Source organism: Confluentibacter sediminis (assembly GCF_003258355.1).
Lineage (GTDB): Bacteria > Bacteroidota > Bacteroidia > Flavobacteriales > Flavobacteriaceae > Confluentibacter > Confluentibacter sediminis.
On record NZ_QKPO01000014.1, the window covers coordinates 26,857 to 52,323 of the forward strand.

At 33.1% G+C, this 25,467-nt stretch carries 17 protein-coding genes and 1 tRNA gene; 5 read left to right on the plus strand and 13 right to left on the minus strand.

Annotated elements, in window-relative coordinates:
- Positions 1 to 9: 9 nt before the first annotated feature.
- Positions 10 to 3,153, minus strand: a complete 3,144-nt coding sequence (locus DKT72_RS13015) for a SusC/RagA family TonB-linked outer membrane protein (RefSeq protein WP_111309186.1) — start codon at positions 3,151 to 3,153, stop codon at positions 10 to 12.
- A 242-nt stretch (positions 3,154 to 3,395) separates the two neighbouring features.
- Here DKT72_RS13015 and DKT72_RS13020 point away from each other — a divergent pair, with 242 nt between their 5' ends.
- The gene (locus DKT72_RS13020) at positions 3,396 to 3,962 is read left to right on the plus strand and encodes a helix-turn-helix domain-containing protein (protein WP_111309187.1); all 567 of its coding nucleotides are present in this window, start codon (positions 3,396 to 3,398) and stop codon (positions 3,960 to 3,962) included.
- Between the two features lie 23 nt (positions 3,963 to 3,985).
- Here the strand turns inward: DKT72_RS13020 and DKT72_RS13025 are convergent, their stop codons facing one another.
- The 8 genes from DKT72_RS13025 to DKT72_RS13060 all read right to left on the minus strand — a co-directional run bounded on the left by DKT72_RS13025 (position 3,986) and on the right by DKT72_RS13060 (position 14,979).
- Positions 3,986 to 4,666 (minus strand): phosphonatase-like hydrolase, encoded by a 681-nt coding sequence (locus DKT72_RS13025; protein WP_111309188.1) that lies wholly within the window; start codon positions 4,664 to 4,666, stop codon positions 3,986 to 3,988.
- Positions 4,667 to 4,668: 2 nt separating this feature from the next.
- Entirely contained in the window at positions 4,669 to 5,823 is a 1,155-nt protein-coding gene (locus DKT72_RS13030; protein WP_111309189.1) for a TIGR03364 family FAD-dependent oxidoreductase, read from the minus strand.
- A gap of 89 nt (positions 5,824 to 5,912) precedes the next feature.
- Positions 5,913 to 7,196: a DUF5690 family protein gene (locus DKT72_RS13035; RefSeq protein ID WP_111309190.1), complete on the minus strand. Its 1,284-nt coding sequence runs from the start codon at positions 7,194 to 7,196 to the stop codon at positions 5,913 to 5,915.
- Positions 7,197 to 7,925: 729 nt separating this feature from the next.
- Positions 7,926 to 9,491 carry a sucrose phosphorylase gene (gene gtfA, locus DKT72_RS13040; RefSeq protein WP_111309191.1) on the minus strand — a complete coding sequence of 522 codons (1,566 nt, stop codon included), beginning with the start codon at positions 9,489 to 9,491 and terminating at the stop codon, positions 7,926 to 7,928.
- A 9-nt stretch (positions 9,492 to 9,500) separates the two neighbouring features.
- Positions 9,501 to 10,439, minus strand: a complete 939-nt coding sequence (locus tag DKT72_RS13045) for a carbohydrate kinase family protein (protein ID WP_111309192.1) — start codon at positions 10,437 to 10,439, stop codon at positions 9,501 to 9,503.
- Positions 10,440 to 10,545: 106 nt separating this feature from the next.
- Positions 10,546 to 11,892, minus strand: a complete 1,347-nt coding sequence (locus DKT72_RS13050; protein WP_111309193.1) for an MFS transporter — start codon at positions 11,890 to 11,892, stop codon at positions 10,546 to 10,548.
- 18 nt (positions 11,893 to 11,910) lie between these two features.
- The gene (locus tag DKT72_RS13055; RefSeq protein WP_111309194.1) at positions 11,911 to 12,252 is read right to left on the minus strand and encodes a glutaredoxin family protein; all 342 of its coding nucleotides are present in this window, start codon (positions 12,250 to 12,252) and stop codon (positions 11,911 to 11,913) included.
- A gap of 99 nt (positions 12,253 to 12,351) precedes the next feature.
- A complete protein-coding gene (locus DKT72_RS13060) occupies positions 12,352 to 14,979 on the minus strand; it encodes a TonB-dependent receptor (RefSeq protein WP_111309195.1) in 2,628 nt (875 codons plus the stop codon).
- Between the two features lie 172 nt (positions 14,980 to 15,151).
- On the opposite strand from DKT72_RS13060, the gene DKT72_RS13065 reads away from it, so the two are divergent.
- Positions 15,152 to 16,177 (plus strand): LacI family DNA-binding transcriptional regulator, encoded by a 1,026-nt coding sequence (locus DKT72_RS13065; RefSeq protein WP_111309196.1) that lies wholly within the window; start codon positions 15,152 to 15,154, stop codon positions 16,175 to 16,177.
- Positions 16,178 to 16,272: 95 nt separating this feature from the next.
- Here the strand turns inward: DKT72_RS13065 and DKT72_RS13070 are convergent.
- The 3 genes from DKT72_RS13070 to DKT72_RS13080 form a co-directional block, all read right to left on the minus strand.
- A tRNA-Met gene (locus DKT72_RS13070) sits at positions 16,273 to 16,345 on the minus strand.
- Between the two features lie 121 nt (positions 16,346 to 16,466).
- Entirely contained in the window at positions 16,467 to 16,649 is a 183-nt protein-coding gene (locus DKT72_RS13075) for a CPXCG motif-containing cysteine-rich protein (protein ID WP_111309197.1), read from the minus strand.
- Positions 16,650 to 16,721: 72 nt separating this feature from the next.
- Positions 16,722 to 17,552 (minus strand): Two component regulator three Y domain protein, encoded by an 831-nt coding sequence (locus tag DKT72_RS13080; RefSeq protein WP_111309198.1) that lies wholly within the window; start codon positions 17,550 to 17,552, stop codon positions 16,722 to 16,724.
- A gap of 473 nt (positions 17,553 to 18,025) precedes the next feature.
- Between DKT72_RS13080 and DKT72_RS13085 the strand changes: the two genes are divergently transcribed.
- From DKT72_RS13085 to DKT72_RS13095, 3 genes are all read left to right on the plus strand, one after another.
- The gene (locus DKT72_RS13085; RefSeq protein WP_111309199.1) at positions 18,026 to 19,093 is read left to right on the plus strand and encodes an efflux RND transporter periplasmic adaptor subunit; all 1,068 of its coding nucleotides are present in this window, start codon (positions 18,026 to 18,028) and stop codon (positions 19,091 to 19,093) included.
- A complete protein-coding gene (locus DKT72_RS13090; RefSeq protein WP_111309200.1) occupies positions 19,093 to 22,164 on the plus strand; it encodes an efflux RND transporter permease subunit in 3,072 nt (1,023 codons plus the stop codon). The genes DKT72_RS13085 and DKT72_RS13090 overlap by 1 nt, the downstream gene beginning before the upstream one ends.
- Before the next feature lie 68 nt (positions 22,165 to 22,232).
- Positions 22,233 to 23,486, plus strand: a complete 1,254-nt coding sequence (locus DKT72_RS13095; RefSeq protein ID WP_235841701.1) for a TolC family protein — start codon at positions 22,233 to 22,235, stop codon at positions 23,484 to 23,486.
- Positions 23,487 to 23,516: 30 nt separating this feature from the next.
- On the opposite strand, the gene DKT72_RS13100 is transcribed toward DKT72_RS13095, so the two are convergent.
- The gene (locus DKT72_RS13100; protein ID WP_111309201.1) at positions 23,517 to 25,427 is read right to left on the minus strand and encodes an ABC-F family ATP-binding cassette domain-containing protein; all 1,911 of its coding nucleotides are present in this window, start codon (positions 25,425 to 25,427) and stop codon (positions 23,517 to 23,519) included.
- Between the last annotated feature and the right edge of the window lie 40 nt (positions 25,428 to 25,467).

Sequence of the window (25,467 nt, forward strand, 5' to 3'; positions counted from 1 at the left end):
AGTTTATAATTAAAAATCAATTTTTAAGTTAAATGTGTACGTTTTTGTACTAGGATAAGACATGTTTTCAATACCTGGTTGCAATGTGCCACCTGAAACAGCAACTGTCTCTGGATCAAAATGAGGATTATTTGTCCAAAGGACTAAATTTCTACCAGTTACGGATAGTCTAGCATTTGTAATTGGTAACTTATTTATAAATTTCTTAGGTAATGTATATCCCAAAGTAACCTCTCTAAGTTTTGTATAGGAGGCATCGTACTTAGCTGCTTCAACGTTATCTCTTTCGTAATATCTATTATTCCAGGTTCTTACATCTACGTTCACCGTGTTTGGCGCGTAAACTCCAGGTGAAGTTTCTACTACGCCTTCCCCAACTATGCCAGTTTCCCTTCCTACTAAAGTCTCTTTTAATTGTCCAGAAGTACTACCAATCGTTTTTGTTCTTGAAATAACAATCCCGCCTTGTCTCGTGTCTAATAAAAAACCTAAATCAAATGCTTTATACTTGAAGCTATTTAACATCCCTAAAGTATAATCGGGAGCATAATCTCCTTGATAAACTAAATCGTCCGTTCTTTGAGGAATCCCTTGGTCATTGAAAATCATTTGACCATCTTCTGTTCTTTTAAACCCTCTACCATAAATAGCGCTTATTGACCCACCTTCTCGTGCTTGTATATAAGCCCCATTACGCTCTGTTAATGTATAGTTTACACCTCCTAAATCCGTTACCTTACTCTTATTGGTTGAAAAATTAAAGGTTGATTTCCAAGTAAAATTATTTGTTTTAACAGGAACAAATCCTAAAATGGCTTCGAAACCATAATTTTTTACTTCGCCTGCATTAATTAGTTTACTTGAATAACCACTAGATATATCTGTACTTATAGGAATGATTTGATTTTTTGTAGTACCACTATAATAAGTTGCATCTAAGTTTACTCTACTATTAAATAAACGAACATCTAATCCAAACTCAAAAGATGAAGTAATCTCTGGCTTTAAATTAGCATTAGGTATTAAAGACGACTCCGTTAAGGCTGGATATTCACCAAAAGGCGATTCATTAGTATAAAAACTTTCTAATTTATAAGGATCTGTATCATTACCAACTTCTGCATACGCAGCTCTAAATTTAGCAAAAGAAATGAATCTTGGAAGCGTGAAAATATCACTTGCAATAGCACTTAATGTTGCCGATGGATAAAAATAGGAGTTATTGTTTGTTGGTAGCGTACTAGACCAATCGTTCCTACCTGTGATATCTAAAAACAATTTATCATCGTAAGCAAATCTTGCAAAGCCATATACACTGTTAATTCTTTTTTCTTTATTATTTGATGATACCTCTAAAGGCTTTCTTGTATTATTAAAAGAATACACGCCAGGATTGATTAACTGAGGCGCCACTGTTTGTGTATAATTTTGTTTTTGTCTAAACTGATTGCCACCAACAGAAACATTAATATTCCATTTGTCATTAAATGTTTTGTCGTATGATACTAAAAAATCCGTATTAGATTCTTCAAAGAATACATTATCTTCTCTGTAATAACCTAAAGGGAAACGTTGCGTGCTAAAGGCTCTTTTCTTAGTTCTTAAATCACGATAGAGATCTCTACCAGTACGAATCATGGCATTCCAATTATCGTTAATCTTATAATTTGCACTTACATTTCCATAAATTCTATCTTTATCTTGTGCATTTGTGTTTTCATAAACATTAAAGAAAGGATTATCATGATAATTGTAATTATAATTAAACTGCTGAGTACCTTCTTTCCCTTGCATCCAATAATCACGTAAACTATTAGTATTCAATTGTCTTCCATACCAAATAAACAAATACATGATACTTTCTGTACCATAGCTTAGTGATGGCCTGTTACCACTATCCGTTTTTAAATAGTTTATATTCGCATTTAATGTCACTTTATCTGTAAGATTTAATGCGGAACTTAAATTGAATGTGTTTCTTTTTAAATCTGTATTTGGTACAATGCCCTCTTGATTTAAATTTTGATATGAAAAGCGAATATTTCCTAAATCACCAGATTTAGATATTGCTATGCTATTGGTTTTAGTATAACCTGTATTGAAGAAATCTTTTGTGTTATCAGGATTTGAAACCCAAGGTGTTGGTATAATTGGTGAGGTGCTAAACAAATCCCCACCTCTAGTACCATCTCCTCTAGGAGAATCAAACTGAGTTATTAACAACCCAGAGTTTAGTTTTGGCCCCCAGCTTTCATCAACACCATCATTTATACCGCTACCAGCGCCATCTACAAATTCAAACTGCTGTTTATTACCTTGACCATATTCATTCTGCCAATCCGGCAGCATTAAAAGGGTTTCAATAGTAAATCCTGTATTAATTGAAACTCCTAAAACACCACTTTGTGATTTTCCTTTTTTAGTGGTTATTATAATTGCCCCATTTGCAGCTCTTGCTCCATATAAGGCAGCTGCTGCAGGCCCCTTGAGAACATTTATTGATTCTATATTTTCTGGATTTATTTCAGAAGCACCATTTCCATAATCTACGTCTTGAGTTCCAGCACCACTAGAACCTACTATTTCATTACTAATAGGAGTCCCATCTATTACAAATAATGGCGAGTTTCCATTTATATTTAATGATGCATCTCCACGAATTGAAACTCTAGCAGATCCTCCTAAACCAGAAGTACTGTTAGTGATTTGTAAACCTGCAACTTTACCAGAAATTCCATTAAGAAGATTTGGTTCTCTTGAGGAAGAAACTTCATCTGAATTTAATTCTTGAGAAGCATATCCTAACGATTTCTTTTCGCGTTTAATACCCAATGCAGTTACCACCACTTCATTTAGCGATTCAGAACTAGGAAGTAGGGTTATCACCGCCGTAGTTTTTCCTAAAACATTAAATTCTTGAGATGTGTAACCAACAAAAGATATTTCCAAAATGTTATCACCTTCAGATAATTGAATTTCAAAATCCCCTTCAAAATCGGTAGCCACACCATTAGAACTTCCTTTAATAACAATCGAAGCCCCTGGTAAAGGAACTTGATTTTCGTCTATCACCTTCCCTTTAAATATGGTTTGGGAATGACTTATGGTAAAAGCGAATAGCACAGTTACCATTACAAGTAGCATTTGTTTCATTTTTTTCGTATTTGTAAAGTTTGGTTAATTAATACTCAACAAATATCTATTGTATAAGTTAAAATAAAACCTTATTTACATTAACTAATTGCTACCTAACCGTTAAAAATATTAATAAATAGTTAACACATAATATTTACAAATAGTCAACTATAATAAATTGATTTTTCATAATTATTTTTTATTTATTATTCATTTATAAGCTTTAAAATTATATAAGTTTGTAATTCAAAATTGTTTGTATGGAAGATTATCTTATTGGAATAGGTAAGCGTATTAAAGAAATTAGAAAAACCACTAACAAAACTATAAATGACATCGCAATGAAAGCTGGCGTTACCAGTGGTCTGATTTCTAGAATAGAAAATGGGAGAACCATGCCATCTCTGCCTGTATTACTAAAGCTTATCAATTCTTTGGAAATTGAGGTGACAGATTTTTTTAAAGGCATGCCGCAAATAAACAATTCCAATTTTATTGTTTCCAGAAAAGAAGAAAATGCCATAATTGAAAAGGAAGATGAAGCGATTGGTTTTGAATATAGGTATCTTTTTGGTAAGCAGATTAATTCTTTAGGTTTTGAAACTGTCTTACTACAAGTAGCCCCTAATTCTAAAAGAGAAAAGGTAACTACCGATGCTTACGAGTTTAAATATATTTTATCAGGCGAGTGTTATTATATAATTGGAGATGAAGAAGTTTTTTTAAAAGAAGGCGACTCCATTTTTTTTGATGGAAGAATTCCACATGTTCCTGTAAATAGATCTAATATTTCTTCAAAAATGTTGGTTGTTTACTTTTTTGTATGACAATAAACAACCAGCAGTTTAAATTAATCTAAAAGTATTTTCTTAAGTTCTTTTAAAGAGTTTAATACATATGTTGGACTAGCTGATACTAGTTGCTCCCTAGTGTGAGCTCCTGTTGTAACCCCAACAGTGATTCCACAAGAAGCATTTTTTCCTTCTTCAATATCTATTATTGAATCTCCAGCTTTTAATACTTTTGAAGATAGTGGAACACCAAGAACTTCCATGGCCTTAAAAATCATATCCGGGTTTGGTCTTCCTTTTTCTACATCATCCGCAGTAATTAAAGCATCATAATGAACGCCTAATTCCCAATTCATTTTATCTAATAATAATTGCGCCGTATTTTTATTGTAACCCGTATTTAAGGCTACTTTAATATTGGCTTTTTTTAAATCTTGAATCAAATCCTCAACCCCATCATAACTAGAAACAGTTAATTTATTATAGGCTTCACTTAACATAGCTTTGAAATCCTCAAATATAATAGCCGCTTTTTCATTAAAGTTTTTAACTTTAATTTCTTCTAAAATATCTTTTATGGCTTGGTATTTTTCTTTTCCTGCACCAAACTCCAGCACAAATCTTAAGTTTAAATCAAATCCTTTTTCATTAATGGCTTTTTGCAACGTTTTATAAACCACATTATCTTCATCAACAACGGTTCCAGCCATATCAAAAATGACTAATTCTATATTTTGCATATTTAAAAATTAAAAATTGTATTAATATTTTGTTTTGAAAAACCAGCACTTCCAGTCATGCCCTTTCCTCCTATTCCTGTAACTATATGGATATTGGTTCCAATGGTATTTTGATAGATATCTGCATTTTTACATTGAGAGTACATCCCAAACCATCGACGTTGAATCTCATAATTTGGTAAATTGATTATCTTCTTTGCCTCATGAATAATAAAATTATCAATATCCATATTCAAGTCAAAGCCTAGATTATCTATTTCAGAAGCATCAGCATATTCATGAGAATCACCCAGTATAATTGAACCGTCATGTGCTTGCTTGAATAGAATATGAACCCCCCATTTCTTTTCTAAAGACTCTTTATTTTCATTAGCTTTAATAACACTGTAAGAAGCACATTCTTCAAAAGCCTCATACCGTCTTATGGAAAGCCCTGTTAAAACAGAACCTTTTAGTCTATAGTTTTCTTGTGGTTTGGTTGCCATCATTTGCAACTTAGAAACTATTAAATCACTCTCGTTAAAAATTGATGGATAAAGCGTTTTAAAATCACTGCCATTACAAATGATTACTTTTGAAGCCATGAAAACAGAACCCGTGGCTAAAGTTAAAACAATACCATTAATAGTTTCGTCACAGTACACTACCTTTGAATTAAAAAACAAATCCATACCTTCTTCCTTCAAAAAAGCATGGAGTTTATTAATCATTATTGATGGCTCAACAATAACTTCTTCCGGAAAAAACAAACCTGCTTGCACATAATCATCTCGAAGACCAGCATAATTATTCAAGCATTCATCTTTAGTTAAAAGTTTCGAACTATAATTATTGGTTTTATTGATTTCAGCCAATTCTTCTAAAAGTTGAACTTCTTCATAGTTTGAGGCTAAATAAACCGACCCTTCCTGACGGATTGATATATCAAATTTAGATTGAATCTCTTTATATATTTTTAGACTTTCCCTACCAAATGCCTGCCATTTAGTGTTCATGCCAGAGGGTACCACTTGCCCAAAATTGCGTACTGTAGCACTTTGAGGCGATTGGTCTTTTTCCAATAGAGCTACTTTTAACCCTTTTTGTTTGGCATGATAAGCATGAAATGTGCCTAATACACCACCGCCAATAACAATTAAATCATATACATGTTTCATCTGTTTAAAGTATTTTTAGGAATCAAATACAATGTTCTAATAATGATTCTTTATTCGTTTAAAAATTTGATTGAGATTCTTTTCAAAAATTACACAACATAAATTTCACTTTGAAAATAACTACTTTCTTTTTTATGTTTTTTAATAAAATATACTAGAGAAACCACGGAAATGATAGTCCCTATTATAGCAATAAAATAAGTGCCATTTATAAAAAAATGAAGCCAAGAAATAGTATTCTGCCCAAAATTCTTATAAAGCAAAACAGCCATACTTCCTAAATATCCGAAAGCGTCAGCTATATAAATGAGATAGCCTGCATTCCCTTTAATATGAAATGCTGCAATCATTCTATCAAAAAAAATACAATTAAAAGGAACGTAACAAATGTATAATCCAAACCCAACACTTATCATCCAAAATATAGGAGATATTATTCCCCCGTGAAATAATAATGTAGATACCCCGATAGAAATTGTTCCAAAAATCAATAGGTAATGGTAAGAAATAAATGCTTTAAAATTATTCTTTATAAAGCCAAAACATCCAATAATAATTAAAACCAAAACAGCAATAGGAATTTCTGAGACAGTATAAATAGACGTATTTCCTTTAAAACCTATAGCATCCCAAATTTCTCTGGAAAAATTATCCCTGAAATCTCGTAAAGCCGTTAAAAAAACATAGAAAACAACCAATATAATAATTGGGAAAAAGTACATTATAAATACTTTTTTCCTATCCTTAGAGGTCATGGGCTTTCTTTCCACTCTTAATAATTTATCTTCAGTAGTTGGCTCAGGGACTTTATTTAAAAGAAAAGAAAAAATAGCAAAAGGAACTAAAAAAATAGCGCCAGTAACTGCTGGCATCCAGAATTGTGAAACGCCCCAAGTGTTCATTACTGAAAGCCCTATCGACTTAACGGCACCACTAGAAACAATAAAACTGGAGCATAAGATAACACCTAAAAACTCAGTAAATTTTCTACCTTCAATATATGAAAACACCACACCCCAAACCATACCCAATCCCAATCCGTTTAAAAACATAAACAATAAATTATATGGCATAGGTGTTAAAGCAAATAATATTAAACTTGCTTCTGAAAATGCAATCATTCCTATTAAATAATAAATTCGATTATTACGTTTTAATTCAGAAATAAGCTTTATACCCAAAAATTTTGAAAGCATATAGCCTAATACCTGGGCAATAATTAAAATAATCTTATAGTCGATACCCAAAAAAGAAAGATTCTCAAATGTAGCTACGGTAAATGGTTTCCTAAAAGCATACATACAGAAATAAGTACCAAATGAAGCAAATGCTCCATAAATCAAAAATCGAAAATCTTTTTTAGCTAATTTCAAAACAAAATATATTTACTATTTGTAAATAATTAAAATACAATATTCATAATTTAATTACTATTAGTAAACTTTTGTGTGTTATATGATTGTTATAAAAAGATTAAGAAAAAATTTTGTTTATGCTTGAATAATAATAAGTAGGAAGAAATTCAAAAGTTAGAAACAGCACAACAAAGAGCGGTTCATGTCTGGCTTCTAAGTTTTATTTTGCAGGTGTTCGAGAGACCAATGTCCTGCAATTAAAATGGTCTAATTTTATGGATAAAAACAGCAAATTTGTGTCGTTAAAGATTCCTGAAAAAGGAAAAAAATTATTTCTATTTACAGAAAATCACCTTCACAAAACAAGCTAATATTTCCTTACCTAGAACATGTTAATTTAAAAGATTCAGAACAAGTTTCTATAAGAACACTGTCTGTAACTAGAAATCTAAATAGACGATTAAAAGACGACTTCAAAATACTTAGGCATTACAAAGAATATGAGTATGCATATCGCCAGACACAGTTTTGCAATATTTCGGATGATAAAACACCCATCCAAATGCTGCAAAAAATTATATAGATATTCCTCAGCTACCACCACAATTAGGTATTAAGCCAACTTTGCTCATAAAGATGCAGATGATGCTATCGTTGGAATTTTCTAAATTGGTTATCTTAATCTTATTCAGATTTAGTTCTTTCAGTAGAACAGCTAAAAATTGTTTAAAGCCACAAATACTTCAGTCATATATCAAGTGTTTTCATTTCCCCATTTTGTATGTGATTTATAATAAATTCAAGGGTTTTAACATTTGCTCTCAAGTGTGCTGTATCATTTTCATTAGTCCATATAATATCAATTTCACTATCAGAAGTTTCATTTATTTTTACCGTACCTGAAAATGCATTAGAAGTATTTCTAAGTCTTATTAAATCTAACTGTTTAAGTACGACCTCTTTTTTTAACCCCTCTTGAACACTATCTAGGGATAATGTCGTACGGTTAATTTCTTTATGCCCTCCACTTCCGCCTTCATCAGCAGCTTCATAATTATTTTTTCCCGCAAACACATCTAAATACCACACCTGCGGAATCCCCGGCATAAACATTTGAATAGCTCTAGCTAGCAATAGCTTTTTCTCATCTTCACCTAGAGCACTAAAAAATGTGGCATTGACCTGATAATAGGATATTTTTTTACCCGATGGGTCGTACAAATTTTTCACTCTTCCACCACGTTCCATGATTTTACTCATGATATCTTCTATCTCGGCATCTTCCAGCAAACCTTTATTATAAACACCATTAACTTCCTTTCCTTTTAAATCTAAAACAGGAATTCCATCATGACACCCAAGCATATTTACCGTTTTGTAACCTTTATCTATAATTTCTTTAGCCCAGGTCAAAAGCGCCTTACTATTGGCATTCTCAATAGTATGTATAGTTAAGCCAGGAAGAAAAAAGTCATATATATAATATCCTTGACTTGCTACCTCATCATGTAAATGCAACCCATATTCGGCATGGATTTCCGGCAAAAGCGTTAAATCATTCTCTTGGGCAATTTGTTTTATTCTTTCTAAATATTCCCATGTACCCGGTTTATTAAAAAAGTTAGACTGACCAATTTCTTTATGCAAATAAGCAAAAGCGTCTAGTCTCAATATTTTACCCCCAAAGTCACTTACTTTTTGCAAAGTATCTTCATAGAAATCCCAAACCAATGGTGAATTTGCATTTACATCCATTTGACCTAAAAAACTTTTATCGGCATTCACTTTCTGGTAAAAGGTATTCCAATACGGTTTTTCAGTTCCATCAGGAAAAGGCACTTTTAAAATAGGCAATCCAGATTTCCTCATAAACAATTTATTGAGAAATTCTTCCTTTGGAATTATAACTCCATCGGCTCCCATAGCACCATTTCCTTTCCAAAACTCATTCCAGTTAATAAAAAAATCTTTGTATTTTGATTGATTTCCGTGTTTTAATAAATCTTTAAACTGTGGTGATGCCACCGATAAATGATTTAAAACTATATCGAATTTTAATTGGATATTGAGTTCTTCTAAAGCTTTTAAATCTTCTCTCGAAACCAATTCTTCATTTAAGTTATAATCAATAACCGAAAAACCTCTATCTAAATCACTATTAAAGAAGGTTGGCAACACATAAAACAATGAAAAAGCATTCATAAACTCAGGCATTTTCAGCATAGTAATTAGATCACTTAAATTACGACCTATGCTGTCTGGATATGCATTGAGCATAACTCCGTTACTTATATTCTCCACTTTTGAAATCATTTTTACAGTTTAAAGAAGTTCTGATAATATATTAATGTTATCTGGCAATCTACCTACATTTTGAAGCTTTAAAGCAGCTAGTTGCAAAGCTACTTCTAGGCATTTCTCTATAGGTTTTTCTTTTATATAAGCAAACAGAAACCCAGACCAAAACGCATCTCCTGCTCCAGTAGCATCTTGTACCACATCAATTTTAATAGCTGGTAATTGAATAATTTTTTTTCCTTTTTGCGATAGTTTAACACCTTTACTACCTAAAGTTAAACACACAGTATCTACTCCCTGAAAGTGAAAAAACTCAAATATATCTTCATGTGGCAATTCTTTCCCAAAGAGTCGTAACATATCGTCTTCACTAATCTTCACCAATGGGTTTAGCTGACAGTATGCATTAATGACACTAAGTGCTTCTTCTTGGCTTTCCCATAATTTTTTAGCATAATTTATATCAATACTTAATTTACAACCTAAACGATGTGCTTCTCCTGCCTTTTTTAAAATGGTGGTTTGTGCTGGTTTTTTGCTTAACGCAAAACAGGTAGTATGGTATATTCTTGTTCTGGAAAGCATGTCTTTAGATATTTGATCTTCTGTAATATAATAATCGGCTTCTCTAAATGGTATAAAATCTGGTGTACTATCTGTTCTTGACACAAAAATGACACTTGTGGGTTTATCTTCAACTTGTTTAACAAAATCAGTTATTACGCCAACCTCACCTAATCTTTCAAAAATATATTCGCCAAAACCATCATTCCCAACCGCTGCCACCAAAACAGATTTCAATCCTAACCGAGCTGAATTCATTGCCACATTTGTGGGTGAGCCTCCTAAATACCTGTGGTAATCTCTTGTGTTGTTAATTTGCACGCCTGCTTGATGCCCAATAAAATCAACAAGCACTTCGCCAACACATAAAATATGTATATCTTTTAAATTATTTTTCATCTGTTTTAATTGTATTTTTCATTTGTCAGATGTAATTTACCATTAAACATCTGGCTTAGTTTCAAGAGTTATTACGGTTCATTTCAAAACTTTTTTAATTGTAATATCAGTACCCACCCTCAGGAAATATGATATTCCCACTTTCTGCATCAACTTTAGGCTGCTTTAAACGTAAAGCTAAAACACCAGCTATAATGAAAAATACACCCCCTAATAATATGGCATTAACAGCACTACTATTCAACAAGTTTTTTACTATTGGACCAAAGGTTACTGTTTGAATTCCCATTGGAATAACAATCATCATATTCAAGATACCCATGTAGACACCTCGTCTTTTTTGAGGAACAATTTTCGAAACCATTGAATAAGGTATACCCATCATAGCAGCCCAACCTATTCCAAATAAAATCATTGGCAAAATAACTAAAAGAGGATCCTGTATGAAAGGAATAGAAAGCATGGCGATTCCTGTTAAAAACAGACTAAAAACATATACCTTTTTTCCTCCAAATTTTAAGGCTAATGGCACCAAAGCTAATGCGAAAATAATGGTGGATAAATTATAAGTAGTATTCATCTTTGCTGCCTGACTTAATGCTTGAGATTTATCAAAACCCATGCTTTCTTCAAACATTGGAGAAATAAATTGCCAATACACAAATAAAGCATACCATTGAAACAAATAGACACCAGATAGTATCCACATAAATTTAGACATGTCTTTTATGGCACTGGTTATTTCTTTAAATGGTGTTTTTATCCTTTCTAAAAGTGGTAAGGCATTATGCTCCTCAATTTCTTTTAACCCATCATGAGATGGTGGTATTTCAGGTGTTTTTAAAACAGACCACAATATGGTTCCAACAGATAATATAGCACCAATAAAAAATGAATAATATAACCATTGAGGTATGGCTTTAGCCGTATCACTTACCGTTTCCGCTCCACCAAACCAATCTTGAAAAAGAAAAATGGAGGCATTTGCCAAAACAATGCCTGCACCAACAAACAAACTTTGCATTTGGTAACCAAAACTTAATTGCTTGTTTGGTAATTTATCGCCAACAAACGCACGGTAAGGCTCCATTGCCATATTATTTCCTACATCCAAAATCCATAATAACCCTACAGCAAACCATAGTGTTGGACTAAAAGGAAAAGCGAATAAACACAAACTACCTATTAGTGCACCAATTAAGAAAAAAGGTTTACGTCTTCCCCAACGTGGTGACCATGTCTTATCTGAAATAGCACCAATTATAGGTTGAATTATTAAACCTGTTACAGGACCTGCTAGATTTAATAACGGTAAATCTTCATGATGTGCTCCTAAAAAAGAAAATATAGGGTTAACAGCGGTTTGTTGTAAACCAAAACTAAATTGAATTCCTAAGAACCCTACATTCATATTGAAAATTTGCCAGAAACTTAAATTTGGTTTTTTTAACATCTTTACTGATTTTATATTTTATTGAATAACTCTTTTAAGAAAAGCATCAAAATCTTTTCCGTTGGTAAATAATTCTCCGTCTTTGTCAATAACCGGTAGTCTTAAACTAGAAATATCAATGTTTGCTTTTATTAATTTGTTTAGCATCTCTTGTTGTTTTTCCAAATTCACATCTACATCAAAATAAACAAATTTCACTTTTCTTTCTTTTAAAAAAGCTTTAGTATCGGTACAATAATGGCATGTATCGCTGCCATAAACAACAATAGTTTTTTGTTCTTGTACCCAATCATCACTTAACAGTTTTGTGTAATTATTTAAAGTCAGGAAAAAAAGAAAGGTAAAAGCCAAATATTTCATATTAGAATAAAATTTTAAAGTAAAAGAGTTGATATCAAGTTGCCAAAATACCAACTCTAATTACTCACTTAAAAACCAACTATTTGCTATTAATCACTCTTAGAATTTATATTGCAAAGAAATTGTTGAAGAACGACCACTAATAGATCTTGCTCTAACTAAACGATCTGAACCAAAAGCACCATCTCCATTACCTTCTACTTCTGTTATACCAACAGTATCAAAAATATTGTTTATACTCATTACTAATGATAAGCCTTTAGTTAAACCAGCTCTTCCTATTAAATTAAAGTATGCATATGCTGGCATCACTAAATCATTATCATCTTGCGCATACGATTTTGATGTACCTAAAACACTTAATGCTATATTATGTTGACTGGTTTTACCAAAATTATACGACGGAGATAAATTGTAAACCAAATCAGCTTGTCTTCTTGGAGTATTTCCTTTATTAGCACCACCATCTATTTCAGCTTTAGTCCAAGTAAAAGAACCATCAAAAGAGACGTTTTCTCCAAAATCCAAAGCAGTTTCAACCTCTAAACCAATAGCTTTAAATGGATTACCTACAGATCTATTTAATTCATTACTTAATCCTTCATCGGTATTACTCATAAATCCAGTCAGGTTAAGCACGCCATTGTTAAGTCTTTTCTTGTAACCAACCTCAAGTTGAGATACTTCATCATACTGTACATCTGCCTTACCATTAGTTCCATAATTATTTCTGTCTGCCGCTCTACCTGAAGCACCAGAACTATACCTTGCAAACACAGCAGCACCTTGATTGAACTTATAATTAAGTCCCGCAGAGTATGAAACAAAATTATAGTTGTCATTTACAATTTGACCAGCGTTGCCTATAATAACCGGTACACTTTGCTCAATACCTTCTATAGTCCCATTTCCATCATAATCAAATTCGCCTTGACTTGTTGGTCCTCCTTGTATATTTCCATTTACTTTAACATTTTCAAAACGCACACTACCATCAAAGTTTAATTTTTCAGTAATATCCGCATCAACACCTACATAAGGAGAATTCACGTTATGTACTGTATTGTATTTACGCTGACAGCAGTTGCCCCAAACGGGCGTACCATAAGAGTATTGACCTCCTCTTGAAAAACCATCAAAATCAGCTAATCTTGCTTCTCCTCCTCCTTTAACTTCAGATAGGAAAGAGCTCCATTGCCATCCAATTTTAGTATTTTGTGTGGCACTAAATAAACCCGCAGTTACACCAACATTATCCCCAAGTTTTTTAGAAATTTTTACATCGCTGAAAAAGTTACTCAAATCATCGACAGTTACATCAAACATGTGTATTATTTGAGCTAATCCATTTGAAGGGTTAAAAGCTCCTCTATTACCATCGGCATAAACTAAAGGTCCCGTAGCATTTGAAGCGCCTCTTGCCGTTGTTTCAATTTCAGAAACCGTACCCACCGCAGCAGTAAACGGCGCCACCCATTCGCCACTATTATTAGAATATCTTGCTTTACCTGCAATTCTCCAATCATCACCTAAATCAAAAGAAAACTCTGCTCCCAATGCCTTAGAAATAGGATTATTACCATTTCTCACGTCATTTACATGTCTTTCCCCTGTAAATGGAGAGGTACCAGCACTTTGTTGCAAGTAAGCAGATTGTACTGCATCACTAGTAATATCAAAACCAGGAAGGTTCGCAAATGTTGGTTTGGAATTACTTCCTTTTAAAAGCATTGGCATTGGTAAATACATCACAGATTTATCGTTTAAAAACTTAGCGTAAGCACGTACATATCCATTATCAAACTTCTTAGTAAGATTTGCTTTAAATTGTCCTCCTTTGTTTCCTTGGTAACCTATTTCTCTTGGCCCTTCACCAGATCTCATAAATCCTCCAATATGATAAGACAATCCATTTTCTAATGGTGCCCCATATTCAAAATCTAATCTATTTGATTGATAATCTAATCCAAAAGTAGTTCCAACAGAACCTCCTTCAGTTGCCCCTGTCTTGCTTATCATGTTAATAATACCTGCCGGCCCATTAGATGTTTGCGTAGAAGCAGAACCCCCTCTAATAGCTTCAACTCTACCAATGTTAGAATCAATTCTTAAGAAGTTATCAGCATTTCCGAAAGACGTATCACCAAATAAGTTCAATGGCAAACCATCTTCTTGAATTTGGAAATATCTAGATCCTCCAGAAGAAATTGGTACACCACGAACATTAAAGTTAGCATTACCTTCACCACCTGAAGATTCCGCACGTATACCTGGTATATTTCTAAAAAGCTCTCCAGCACTTCTTGGTGAAGCCTGTTCTATAAGCTTTACATCCATTGAAGAAACAGATACACTCGACTCGATTTTAGATTTTGGATTTACCACCCCCGTAACAATCACCTCTTCTAAAGATGCTGCGTCTTCTGCCATTGTAAAATCTAATTTAACATCCTTACCTTGAACTGTAATGCTTTTAGCAAAAGTTTTGTAAGCTAAAGAAGATGCATTTAATGTGTAAGTACCATTATCTACATTACTAATAGAATAGTTCCCATCAAAATCGGAAACAGAACCTTTTGTTGTGCCTCCAAGAATAACATTTACACCACCTAATGGCATACCGCTTTGGTCTTTTATTGTTCCTGAAATCGTTGATTGTGCAAAAATTCCCGATACAGAAAATAATATGAGAAGTAAGAAACTCCATTTTGTTTTAGTTGCATTCATTTTGTCTTAAATTTAGTTATTTAATAATATTTTAGTTTAATTATGGCACAATTTACATTTAAGAGCAATTAAAAATATGAATTTCGCACCGAAAACGTTTTCGAAATCAACGAAAACGTTTTCGATTTTAATTTTTTTCTTATATTTAAATTGAAAAAATATAAAATATTTTATGAAACCAGTTACCTTAAAACAAATAGCAGAGCATTTAAATATCTCTATCACAACTGTTTCAAAAGCCTTAAAAGACTACTCGGATGTTAGTCCAAAAACAAAAGCTTTAGTTAAAGAATTGGCAAAAACACTAAATTACAAACCCAATGCTTTCGCCGTTAACTTAAGAACAAAAGAATCTAAAACCATTGGTTTAATAATTCCAGTAATTGTGCATCATTTTTTCTCAAATGTTATTAGAGGCATTATTTCACAAGCTGAAAAAAAAGGGTATTTGGTTATCATACTTCAATCCAATGAATCTTATGAACTGGAAAAAAAACAAATAGACTTATTGATGAGTCAACGTGTTGACGGCATTTTAATATCACTTGCTAATGGCACAGCGAATTTTAGTCATTTAAACGATGTGCTTGCACAAGAAAAGTCTTTAGTTATGTTCGATAAAATTGCTAAAATTGTAAAATGCTCAAAAGTTATAATTGATGACAGAAAAGCTGCTTACATGGCAACGCAGCATTTAATAGATACAGGCTGTAAGCGTATTGCCCATTTTAGAGGCCCTCTTTTACCACAAAACTCTATTGACAGGTTTCTTGGCTATAAAAAAGCATTGCTAGATAATAATATGCCTTACGACCCATCTTTGGTTTACATCTGCGAATGTGGCGATATGAGTTTTGAAGAAGGCAAAAAAAATGCACAACAGCTATTAAAAGACCATAACGATGTAGATGGTATTTTTATAAACACCGATTTAGTGGCCATTGGTGCCATGACTGAATTTAATAAATTAGGTGTAAAAGTTCCTGAAGACATTTCGATAGTTGGATTTAGCAATTGGTTTATGTCATCCGTTATTTCTCCAACCTTAACAACCATCGACCAACCTGGATATGAAATGGGAAAAGCAGCCTTTAAACAACTTTTTAAAGAAATGAAACAAATAAAGAAAAACCAACCAATAATTTATAAAGAAATAGTTTTAGAGACAGCGCTTGTTAAACGTGAATCTACGAGATGATACCCTTTTTAGTGTCTTTTTTTAATTGTTATACCTATGTTGTACCCAGTCCATAAAAAAGGCTCTCGATTTCTCGAAAGCCTTGTCTTTACTAGTAGCGGGAACTGGACTCGAACCAGTGACCTTCGGGTTATGAGCCCGACGAGCTACCTACTGCTCTATCCCGCGATTTATTACCTTAACAACAAACTTAGCTTTTAACTTTATGGCTCATAATACCAACATTGCTGTTTTGGAATGCAAATATACAACCCTTTTTAATTTTGGCAATAGATATTAATAAAAAATATTATTGTTCAATACTATATGCCTGAAAATCTATAAGTTCGCTGTTAAAAAATTCTATAGAAACCTGAATTGGGTTACAACATACTTCACAATCTTCAATATAAGACTGCTTAGATACAGAATTATCTAATAACATAGATATATTTTGCCAGCAATATGGACAACTAAAATAGTGCTCTTTCATATTCCATAAAGTTAAAAAAAAAGAGGTTACATTTAAATGTAACCTCTTTTTTATAATTTAATAAACCCCTATCTATTCTTTTTCAACATCCATTATAGCTGTTGAATTTTGATTTCGCATTTCTAATTGCAAAATGCTTGATGGATTTTTCCCTGAAACACTTATATAATCATGATTTAAATTATTATCACTTACCATAATAGTATTTAACTTCTTTAAGTTTATAAACTCAATTGGTAAATCTCCTGTAAAATTATTACTTGACAATACTAACTCCTCTAATTGAGTCAATTGTGCTATTTCTGATGGAATTTCACCTTCCATATTATTATCCATCAAGCTTAACTTTTGTAAATTAGCTAACTCGTGTATTTCATTTGGAATTTTACCTGTTAAAAAATTACTTCCTAATAAAAGCTCTTTTAAATTAGTTAATCCCATTAACTCTGTTGGAATAACTCCTGTTAAATTATTACTGTATAATTTTAATGATTCTAATTTTTTTAATTGGCCTAATTCAGATGGTATGTTTCCCTCTAACCTATTCATAAAAAGTTCCAAAGATGTTAACTCTTTTAGATTTTTAATGGACGTTGGGATAGTTCCGCTTATTTTATTAAATCCGAAATTCAATTTTCTTAATGATAGCAAACCACCAATTTCTTGAGGTAATTGACCTTCAAGATTATTAAACGGTAAATTGATCTCAACAATTTTATCATTTTCTAATTTGATGCCATACCATGTATCTACAGACTTACTTAAGTCCCATGTAACATTCCAATTGCTACCATTTGTAGCATTATAAAGTGCAATTAAAGCATCTTTTTCACTTGAGGAAATATTTGCAAAAGAATATGCTGTTACAAAAAAGCAAATAATAAGTAGTTTTACAATTTTCATGTTCGAATAAATTTGGGATTAATTCTCTTACGAAAGTAGCTCTAATATAGACAAAAAACTATTTTATTCGATGAAATACTTGTTTTTTTAACATTCAACAATCGACGAACGTCTTAGTTTACAATTAATCATACAATTGCTTTACAAAACATGTAAAATTAAATTAGATGTCTAGAAAAAAAATAAATTTAATAGTTAATTATGTCTTTCTATATTCAATACAATTCACTTGATCTGTTTTAATCTTTTCTTAAGTTCTATCAAGATTATTTATGTAGTTACTCTATAAAATTGCTCATTTATTTTTCTCATAAATATATTAAAAACACCCTTGGAAATTTCTTTTGGCTTAATCTTAAAGAAAATATCTAAAATTCTGTTAAATAACAATAAAGTTCTAATTTTTTTAGTACATAACAATTAGATTTGTGGAAATTGCAGGCATCATTACTATGCAATAACCGCCAACTTTAATGAAAAAAAGATATCTTATTTATGCCGCTATTATTATCGGTATCATTACCCTAATCGTATATAGGGTATTAGAAAACAAAAAAACCAACGGTAGAGGAAACGAAAAGCGAACACCATCCATAATGGCTGTTCAAGGTGAAGTCCTAAAGTCTCAGAAATTTGACGACAATCTTTTACTTTCTGGAACCTTGGAATCCAATGAAGAAATTAATATTAGAAGCGAAATTTCTGGAGTTGTTGAAAGCATTAATTTCGAAGAAGGTGCTAAAGTATCAAAAGGTCAAGTGTTGCTTAAAGTTAACGACATTGAGCTTCGGGCTCGATTATCTAAAGCGAGAACAGTACAACAATTAGCTTCGGAAAATCAGAGAAGGGCAAAATTACTCCTTGAAAAACAAGCTATTAGCCAAGAGGAATTTGATGTTTCCAATGCCGATTTCGAATCTGCGCGTGCTGAATCGGAATTAATTGCTGCTCAGTTATATAAAACAACGGTTCGAGCTCCATTTTCAGGCACTATAGGGTTGCGTTCCATTTCAAAAGGCTCTTTTGTCACACCCGAAACTCCTATAGCAACATTGGTAAACACCAGCCAAATTAAAATTACATTTTCAATTCCAGCAAAGTATGTCTCCCAAATTAAAGTGGGCAATCCACTTACCTTTGCAACATCCGACTCTAGAGAAGAACATACAGCAACCATATATGCTATGGAACCTCAAGTGGATATTGCCACGAGAACATTAAAAATAAGAGCAATCGTCGATAATAAAGAAGGCAAATTATACCCTGGTACCTTTGCCAACGTTACGTTACCGTTGGAAACTGTGAATGATGCGTTATTGGTTCCAACCGAGGCCTTGATTCCTATTCAAAATGGAAAAGTCATCTTTGTCTCTAAAAACGGAAAAGCACAAGAAGTTGAGGTAGAATCTGGAACAAGAACAGATAGTTTAATAAGAATTCTATCAGGAATTAAGGCTGGCGACACCATTTTAACTTCTGGAGTTATGTCTCTTAAAAATGGCACAGCCGTTAAGGTCAATCTAAAAAAATCTTCAAACTGATGAGCCTATCGACCTTAAGCATCAAGCGTCCTGTTCTTACCATTGTTATGAATTTGGCTATCATGTTATTTGGTATCATTGGCTACACCTATCTTGGTGTTAGGGAATTCCCTTCTATAGATCCCGCTCAAATTTCGGTAAGTACCAATTATTCAGGTGCCAATTCAGATATTATTGAATCTCAAATTACGGAGCCTCTTGAAAAAGCTATAAATGGGATAGATGGCATTCGAAATATTACGTCACAAAGTAACCAAGGTTCTAGTAGAATCAATATCGAATTTAACCTAGATAAAAATTTAGAGGAAGCAGCCAATGATGTTAGAGATAAAGTATCCCAAGCTTCAAGAGGATTACCTCAAGATCTTGATGCGCCACCTGTAGTTTCAAAAGCTGATGCCGATTCTAGAGCCATCATTTCCATGACTGTTCAGAGCGACAATAAAAATATTTTAGAGCTTTCTGATTATGCTGATAATGTATTGGCACAACGTTTACAAACCATCCCAGGCGTGAGTAGTGTACAAATTTGGGGGCAGCGCAAATATGCCATGCGTTTATGGATTGATCCTTTAAAATTGGCTTCTTATGGTGTCACCGTTTCAGATGTTAGACAGGCTTTGTTGTCACAAAATGTAGAGTTGCCTTCTGGAAAATTGACAGGTGCCAATACTGAATTGACTGTTAAAACTATTGGGAACCTTTCAACTCAAGAAGAATTTAATAACATCATCATTTTCGCAGATGGTGAAAAAGTGGTGCGTTTTAGTGATGTGGGGAAAGCTACTTTGGAAGCTGAAAATATGGAAACCAAGCTAAGCGATTCTGGGCAACCTATGGTCGCCATGGCTATTGTGCCACAACCTGGCGCTAATTATGTTGCTATTGCTGATGCTTTTTATGAAGAATTTGAGAAACTTAAAAGAGATTTACCTGCAGATTTTAAATTGAATGTTGCTGTTGATGATACACGTTTTGTAAAACGTGCCATTGTAGAGGTTGTCGAAACTTTAGCAATCTCAATTGTATTGGTGATTTTGGTCATTTTCTTTTTCTTCAGAAATTGGTCTATGGCAATGCGACCACTCATTGATATCCCTGTGTCTTTGATTGCTACATTTTTTATTATGTGGATGTTTGGTTTCTCAATTAACGTACTAACGCTTCTTGCCATTGTGCTAGCTACTGGCTTGGTAGTTGATGATGGTATTGTAGTGACTGAAAACATTTATAAAAAGGTAGAAGAAGGCATGACACCTATTGAAGCTGCCATTAAAGGGGCTAATGAGATTTTCTTTGCTGTTATTTCAATTTCCATTACACTGGCAGCCGTATTCCTTCCAGTAATTTTTCTTGAAGGTTTTGTGGGACGTTTGTTCAGGGAATTTGGTATTGTTATTGGTGCTGCCGTATTAATTTCAGCATTTGTATCTTTAACACTAACCCCCATGTTGAATGCGTATTTAATGAAACCTGGCAAGCAAAAGCACACAAAATTTTATGAAGTAACAGAGCGTTATTTTGTTAAAATGAATACACAGTATGCCAATTCGCTTCGTGATTTCCTAAAGAGAAAATGGTTAAGCTTTCCTATTTTAATTATCTGCTTAATAATGATTGGAGTGTTTTATAGCTTACTTAAAAAGGAAACAGCCCCTTATGATGATCGTAGTTCTTTAAATGTAAATGTAAGCGCTCCAGAAGGGGCTTCTTTTGACTATATGGATCGATTTATGGGGCAAATAACAGAGTTAATAAATGATTCTATTCCTGAGAAAAAGGTAAGCTTAATTATTACAGCCCCAGGATTCGGTTCCGCTTCAGCAAATAGTGGTCGCGCTATTATTTCTTTGGTCGATCCAAGTGAGCGTGAGCGTTCGCAACATGAAATTGCCGAAGATTTAACTAGATGGACAAAGACTTTCGAAAATGCACGCACCAATGTTTCAGAAACCCCTACTATTGCTGTAAACCGTCGGGGTGGCATGCCTATCCAATACATCATTCAAGCATCAAATTTTGAAAAATTACAAGAAAAAATCCCTGAATTTATGGCAGAAGCAGAAAACAATCCTGTTTTTGCAGTTACAGATCTCAATTTAAAATTTAATAAACCTGAAATTTACGTGACGATTGATCGGGATAAAGCTAAAAGTTTGGGGGTCTCCGTTTTAGATATAGCACAAACGCTACAATTATCATTGAGTGGACAGCGCTTTGGCTATTTCATGATGAATGGAAAACAATATCAAGTTATTGGGCAATTCGATAAAAAAGATAGAAATGCACCCATAGATTTGAAATCGATATTTGTTAAAAATGATGTAGGCCAACTCATTCAAATGGATAATTTAGTGACAACAGAAGAACATAGTAGTCCGCCACAATTATATCACAATAACCGCTATATGTCGGCTACCGTCTCTGCAAGTTTAGCACCAGGCATGAGTATTAGTGATGGTATTGATGCTATGGAATCTATAAAAGAAAAAGTATTGGACGATTCTTTTACAACAGATTTAGGAGGAGAATCTCGCGATTTTGTAGAAAGTAGCTCAAATACGGCCTTTGCTTTTGGATTGGCATTACTATTAATTTTCCTGATTTTAGCAGCTCAATTTGAAAGCTTTATTGACCCACTAGTAATTATTCTAACTGTTCCCATGGCTGTTGCAGGAGCCCTCTTTTCATTGTGGTTATTTGGACAATCATGGAATATATTCAGTCAGATTGGAACGATTATGCTTATTGGCTTAGTGACTAAAAATGGTATTTTAATTGTGGAATTTGCAAATCAATTACGCGAAGAAGGCATGCCTAAACACGAAGCTATATTAAAAGCTGCCGAATCTCGTCTTAGACCTATTTTAATGACAAGTTTGACTATCGCATTAGGAGCATTGCCAATAGCATTGTCTCTTGGGGCAGCATCAACAAGTCGTATAGGCATGGGGGTTGTTATTATTGGGGGTACCCTGTTTTCATTGGTTTTAACCCTGTTTGTCATCCCTTCTATTTACTTAATGTGGTCTCGGGAGAAAAAACACCGTCCTGAGTTTGATAAATATTGATGGTTATGAAAAGTAGTAGAGTTTTGAAAATTTGTGTAAGTCTATGTTTTGGAATTTTGTTTTTACAAATGAATTCCCAAGAGTTACTAACGCTTGATGAAGCCGTACAAATTGCCTTAGAAAATAATTATGAAATCCGTTTGGCTTCTAATAATTTAGATGTTGATTCACTGTCTGTAAGTCCTGGGTTTGCAGGTATACTACCTAGAGTATATGCTTCTGCTAGTACAAATAACAGCACACAATATAGTTCGCAAGTACGTTCTGATGGTACAGAAATAGAGCTTAATGGCGCTAAAAACAATAATAAAAGTTATGGTGTAGGTTTAGACTGGACCATTTTTGATGGTCTTAGCATGTTTGCCCGTTATGATCAATTGAAGGAACTTAAAAAATTAGGGGAAGCAGAACTAAAAAGCACTATATTGAATCGCGTTAGTGATGTTATGATTACGTATTATAATTTAGTACAACAGCAACAGCAACTAATAACTTTAGATAGCACGATCGTTATTTCTCAACAACGTGTAGAACTTGCCGACAATAGGTTTGGCATTGGAAAAGCATCAAAACTGGAAGTGCTTAATACCCAAGTAGATCTCAATACAGATAGAACACTATTTTTAAGACAGAAGGAACTTTATACCAATACAAAAATTAGACTCAATGAAATTCTGGCACGGGATACAAAAATTGACTTTAAGGTTGAGGATGAACTGCTAATTAATGACAACTTAATACTTGCTGATTTAGAGACACTTGCCACTAAACAGAATCCAGAGTTACAAGCTCAACTTATAAACAAACGTATCGCGGAATTAGAATTGAAGCAAATAAAAGGCAATAGGTATCCAACTATTACTGCAAATACTGGATATAATTTTAGTGATTCTGAATCTAGTTTAGGTTTTGCTAGACTCAATAATTCCAGAGGTTGGAACTATGGTTTTGCAGCTAGTGTCAATATTTTTAATGGCTCCACTCAAAATAGAAATGAGAAAATTGCAAAGGTAAAATTAGATAACTCAAAGATAGCTATTGAACAACAAACTCAAACCATAAAATCACAATTGAATACCGCATTTCAAACGTACTTAACCAACATAGGCTTGATCGATTTGGAAAGTAAAAATGAAGAAATTGCTAAAGAAAATCTGGATATTACCTTGTCGAAATACAGTATTGGAACTATTCCAACTATTGAATTTAGAACAGCGCAACTTAACTATATCAATGCTAAATTACGTTTAAGTGAAGCTAAATACCAAGCCAAATTATCTGAAATCACCTTAAAACAACTTGCTGGTAATTTATCACTATAAAATATTTTTATAGTCTTTAAGAAGATGGTGTTAATTTGAATAAAGCTCTATTTCAAGTTGCACATCTTCCCATTTTTGCATGGCATCTTTTAATTGAGCTTTCTTCTGTTGGTAGCTATCAAAGAAATTGGGTTTAGAGGTTACTTCTTCATAATTGATTTCGAGTGATAAATCTATAGCTTTAATATCTTTTTCTAGTTGACTTATTTCTGCCTCAATATTACTTAACCTATTATTTAAAGACTTTAGCTTTTTTTGATCTTCATAAGATTGTTGCTTCTTTTCTTTGGGAGTTTCTTTAACAACCGTGCGTTTTTCAACTTCTCTAAGACTATCTACTTTACGCTGTTCCAAGTAGTAATCAATATCTCCTAAATACTCTTTTATTTTATGGTCTTTAAATTCGAATACGGTTTTTGTTAAACCTTGTAAAAAATCACGGTCGTGTGACACCAGTATTAAAGTGCCTTCAAATCTTTTTAAAGCTTCTTTTAAAACATTCTTAGACTTTATATCCAAATGGTTAGTGGGCTCATCCATAACCAAAACATTGAATGGCTGCAGCATTAATTTGGCTAACGCCAATCGATTGCGCTCTCCACCAGACAACACTCTTACATATTTTCCTGCCTCGTCTCCTCTAAACAAAAAAGACCCTAAAATATCCCTTACCTTGCTTCTATTTTTTTCATTTGCAGCATCGATCATAGTATCTAAAACAGTTTTGTTTCCATTTAGATATTCTGCTTGATTTTGGGCAAAATACCCTATTTGAACATTGTGTCCCAACTTTAAATGCCCTTCATGTTTTAATTCGCCTACAATAATTTTAGCCAACGTCGATTTCCCTTGTCCGTTCTGTCCCACAAAAGCAATTTTACTATCGCGTTCTACAAGTAAATCTATATTTTTAAGCACCTGATTATGACCATAGTTTTTTGATATTTTTTCAGCTTCTACTATAATCTTCCCGGGAGTTATAGACACTGGAAAATTAAGCGTCATCACACTATTATCATCTTCATCAACTTCAATCCGATCAATTTTGTCCAGTTTTTTTATAAGCGACTGAGCCATCGTGGCCTTAGATGCTTTGGCTCTAAATTTTTCAATCAGTTTTTCGGTATGCTCTATTTGCTTTTGCTGGTTTTTTTGAGACGCTAATTGCTGTGTTCTAAGTTCTTCGCGCAAGACTAAATATTTAGAATATGGCTTGGGATAATCATAAATTCGACCTAAAGAAATCTCAATAGTTCTGTTGGTAACGTTATCTAAAAACATTTTATCGTGGGATACAATGGCAACAGCACCTGCATAATTTTTTAAAAATCCTTCTAACCAAATAATAGATTCAATATCTAAATGGTTTGTAGGCTCATCTAAAAGCAATATATCGTTATTTTGGAGAAGCAGTTTCGCCAACTCAATACGCATGCGCCATCCACCCGAAAATGTATCAGTCAATTTATTGAAATCTTCACGTTGGAACCCTAATCCTTGAAGTATTTTCTCTGTATCACCTTGATAATTATAACCTCCTAAAATTTCATATTGATGCTGAAGTTCGTTAATATCAACCATAAGTTGATGGTATCCGTCACTTTCATAATCTGTACGCTCTGCAAGTTGGGTATTTATATCATGGATTCTTGCCTCCAAACCTTTTATCTCTGTAAACGCTTCATAAGCTTCTTCAAGTACCGTTCTTCCTAAAACAAAATCAATATCTTGTTTTAAAAAGCCTATTTTAAGTTCTTTATCTGCTGCAATTTGCCCGGTATCTGGTTCCATCTCCTTAGATAAAATTTTAAGCATGGTAGATTTACCTGCTCCATTTTTACCTATTAGCCCTACTCTATCTCCATTTCCTAATTTAAAGGTTATATCTTCAAACAGATATTCTCCTTGAAAAGAAATGGATAAATTGTGAATGTTCATCATAGAAATGTTACTTTAGTTACTGGGCTTTTAATATTAAAAC

Excerpts from the sequence above, each read along its gene's own strand:
- DKT72_RS13015 (WP_111309186.1), bottom strand. The coding sequence starts at position 3,153 with ATGAAACAAATGCTACTTGTAATGGTAACTGTGCTATTCGCTTTTACC.
- DKT72_RS13020 (WP_111309187.1), top strand. The coding sequence starts at position 3,396 with ATGGAAGATTATCTTATTGGAATAGGTAAGCGTATTAAAGAAATTAGA.
- DKT72_RS13025 (WP_111309188.1), bottom strand. The coding sequence starts at position 4,666 with ATGCAAAATATAGAATTAGTCATTTTTGATATGGCTGGAACCGTTGTT.
- DKT72_RS13030 (WP_111309189.1), bottom strand. The coding sequence starts at position 5,823 with ATGAAACATGTATATGATTTAATTGTTATTGGCGGTGGTGTATTAGGC.
- gtfA (WP_111309191.1), bottom strand. The coding sequence starts at position 9,491 with ATGATTTCAAAAGTGGAGAATATAAGTAACGGAGTTATGCTCAATGCA.
- DKT72_RS13045 (WP_111309192.1), bottom strand. The coding sequence starts at position 10,439 with ATGAAAAATAATTTAAAAGATATACATATTTTATGTGTTGGCGAAGTG.
- DKT72_RS13050 (WP_111309193.1), bottom strand. The coding sequence starts at position 11,892 with ATGTTAAAAAAACCAAATTTAAGTTTCTGGCAAATTTTCAATATGAAT.
- DKT72_RS13055 (WP_111309194.1), bottom strand. The coding sequence starts at position 12,252 with ATGAAATATTTGGCTTTTACCTTTCTTTTTTTCCTGACTTTAAATAAT.
- DKT72_RS13060 (WP_111309195.1), bottom strand. The coding sequence starts at position 14,979 with ATGAATGCAACTAAAACAAAATGGAGTTTCTTACTTCTCATATTATTT.
- DKT72_RS13065 (WP_111309196.1), top strand. The coding sequence starts at position 15,152 with ATGAAACCAGTTACCTTAAAACAAATAGCAGAGCATTTAAATATCTCT.
- DKT72_RS13075 (WP_111309197.1), bottom strand. The coding sequence starts at position 16,649 with ATGAAAGAGCACTATTTTAGTTGTCCATATTGCTGGCAAAATATATCT.
- DKT72_RS13080 (WP_111309198.1), bottom strand. The coding sequence starts at position 17,552 with ATGAAAATTGTAAAACTACTTATTATTTGCTTTTTTGTAACAGCATAT.
- DKT72_RS13085 (WP_111309199.1), top strand. The coding sequence starts at position 18,026 with ATGAAAAAAAGATATCTTATTTATGCCGCTATTATTATCGGTATCATT.
- DKT72_RS13090 (WP_111309200.1), top strand. The coding sequence starts at position 19,093 with ATGAGCCTATCGACCTTAAGCATCAAGCGTCCTGTTCTTACCATTGTT.
- DKT72_RS13095 (WP_235841701.1), top strand. The coding sequence starts at position 22,233 with ATGAATTCCCAAGAGTTACTAACGCTTGATGAAGCCGTACAAATTGCC.
- DKT72_RS13100 (WP_111309201.1), bottom strand. The coding sequence starts at position 25,427 with ATGATGAACATTCACAATTTATCCATTTCTTTTCAAGGAGAATATCTG.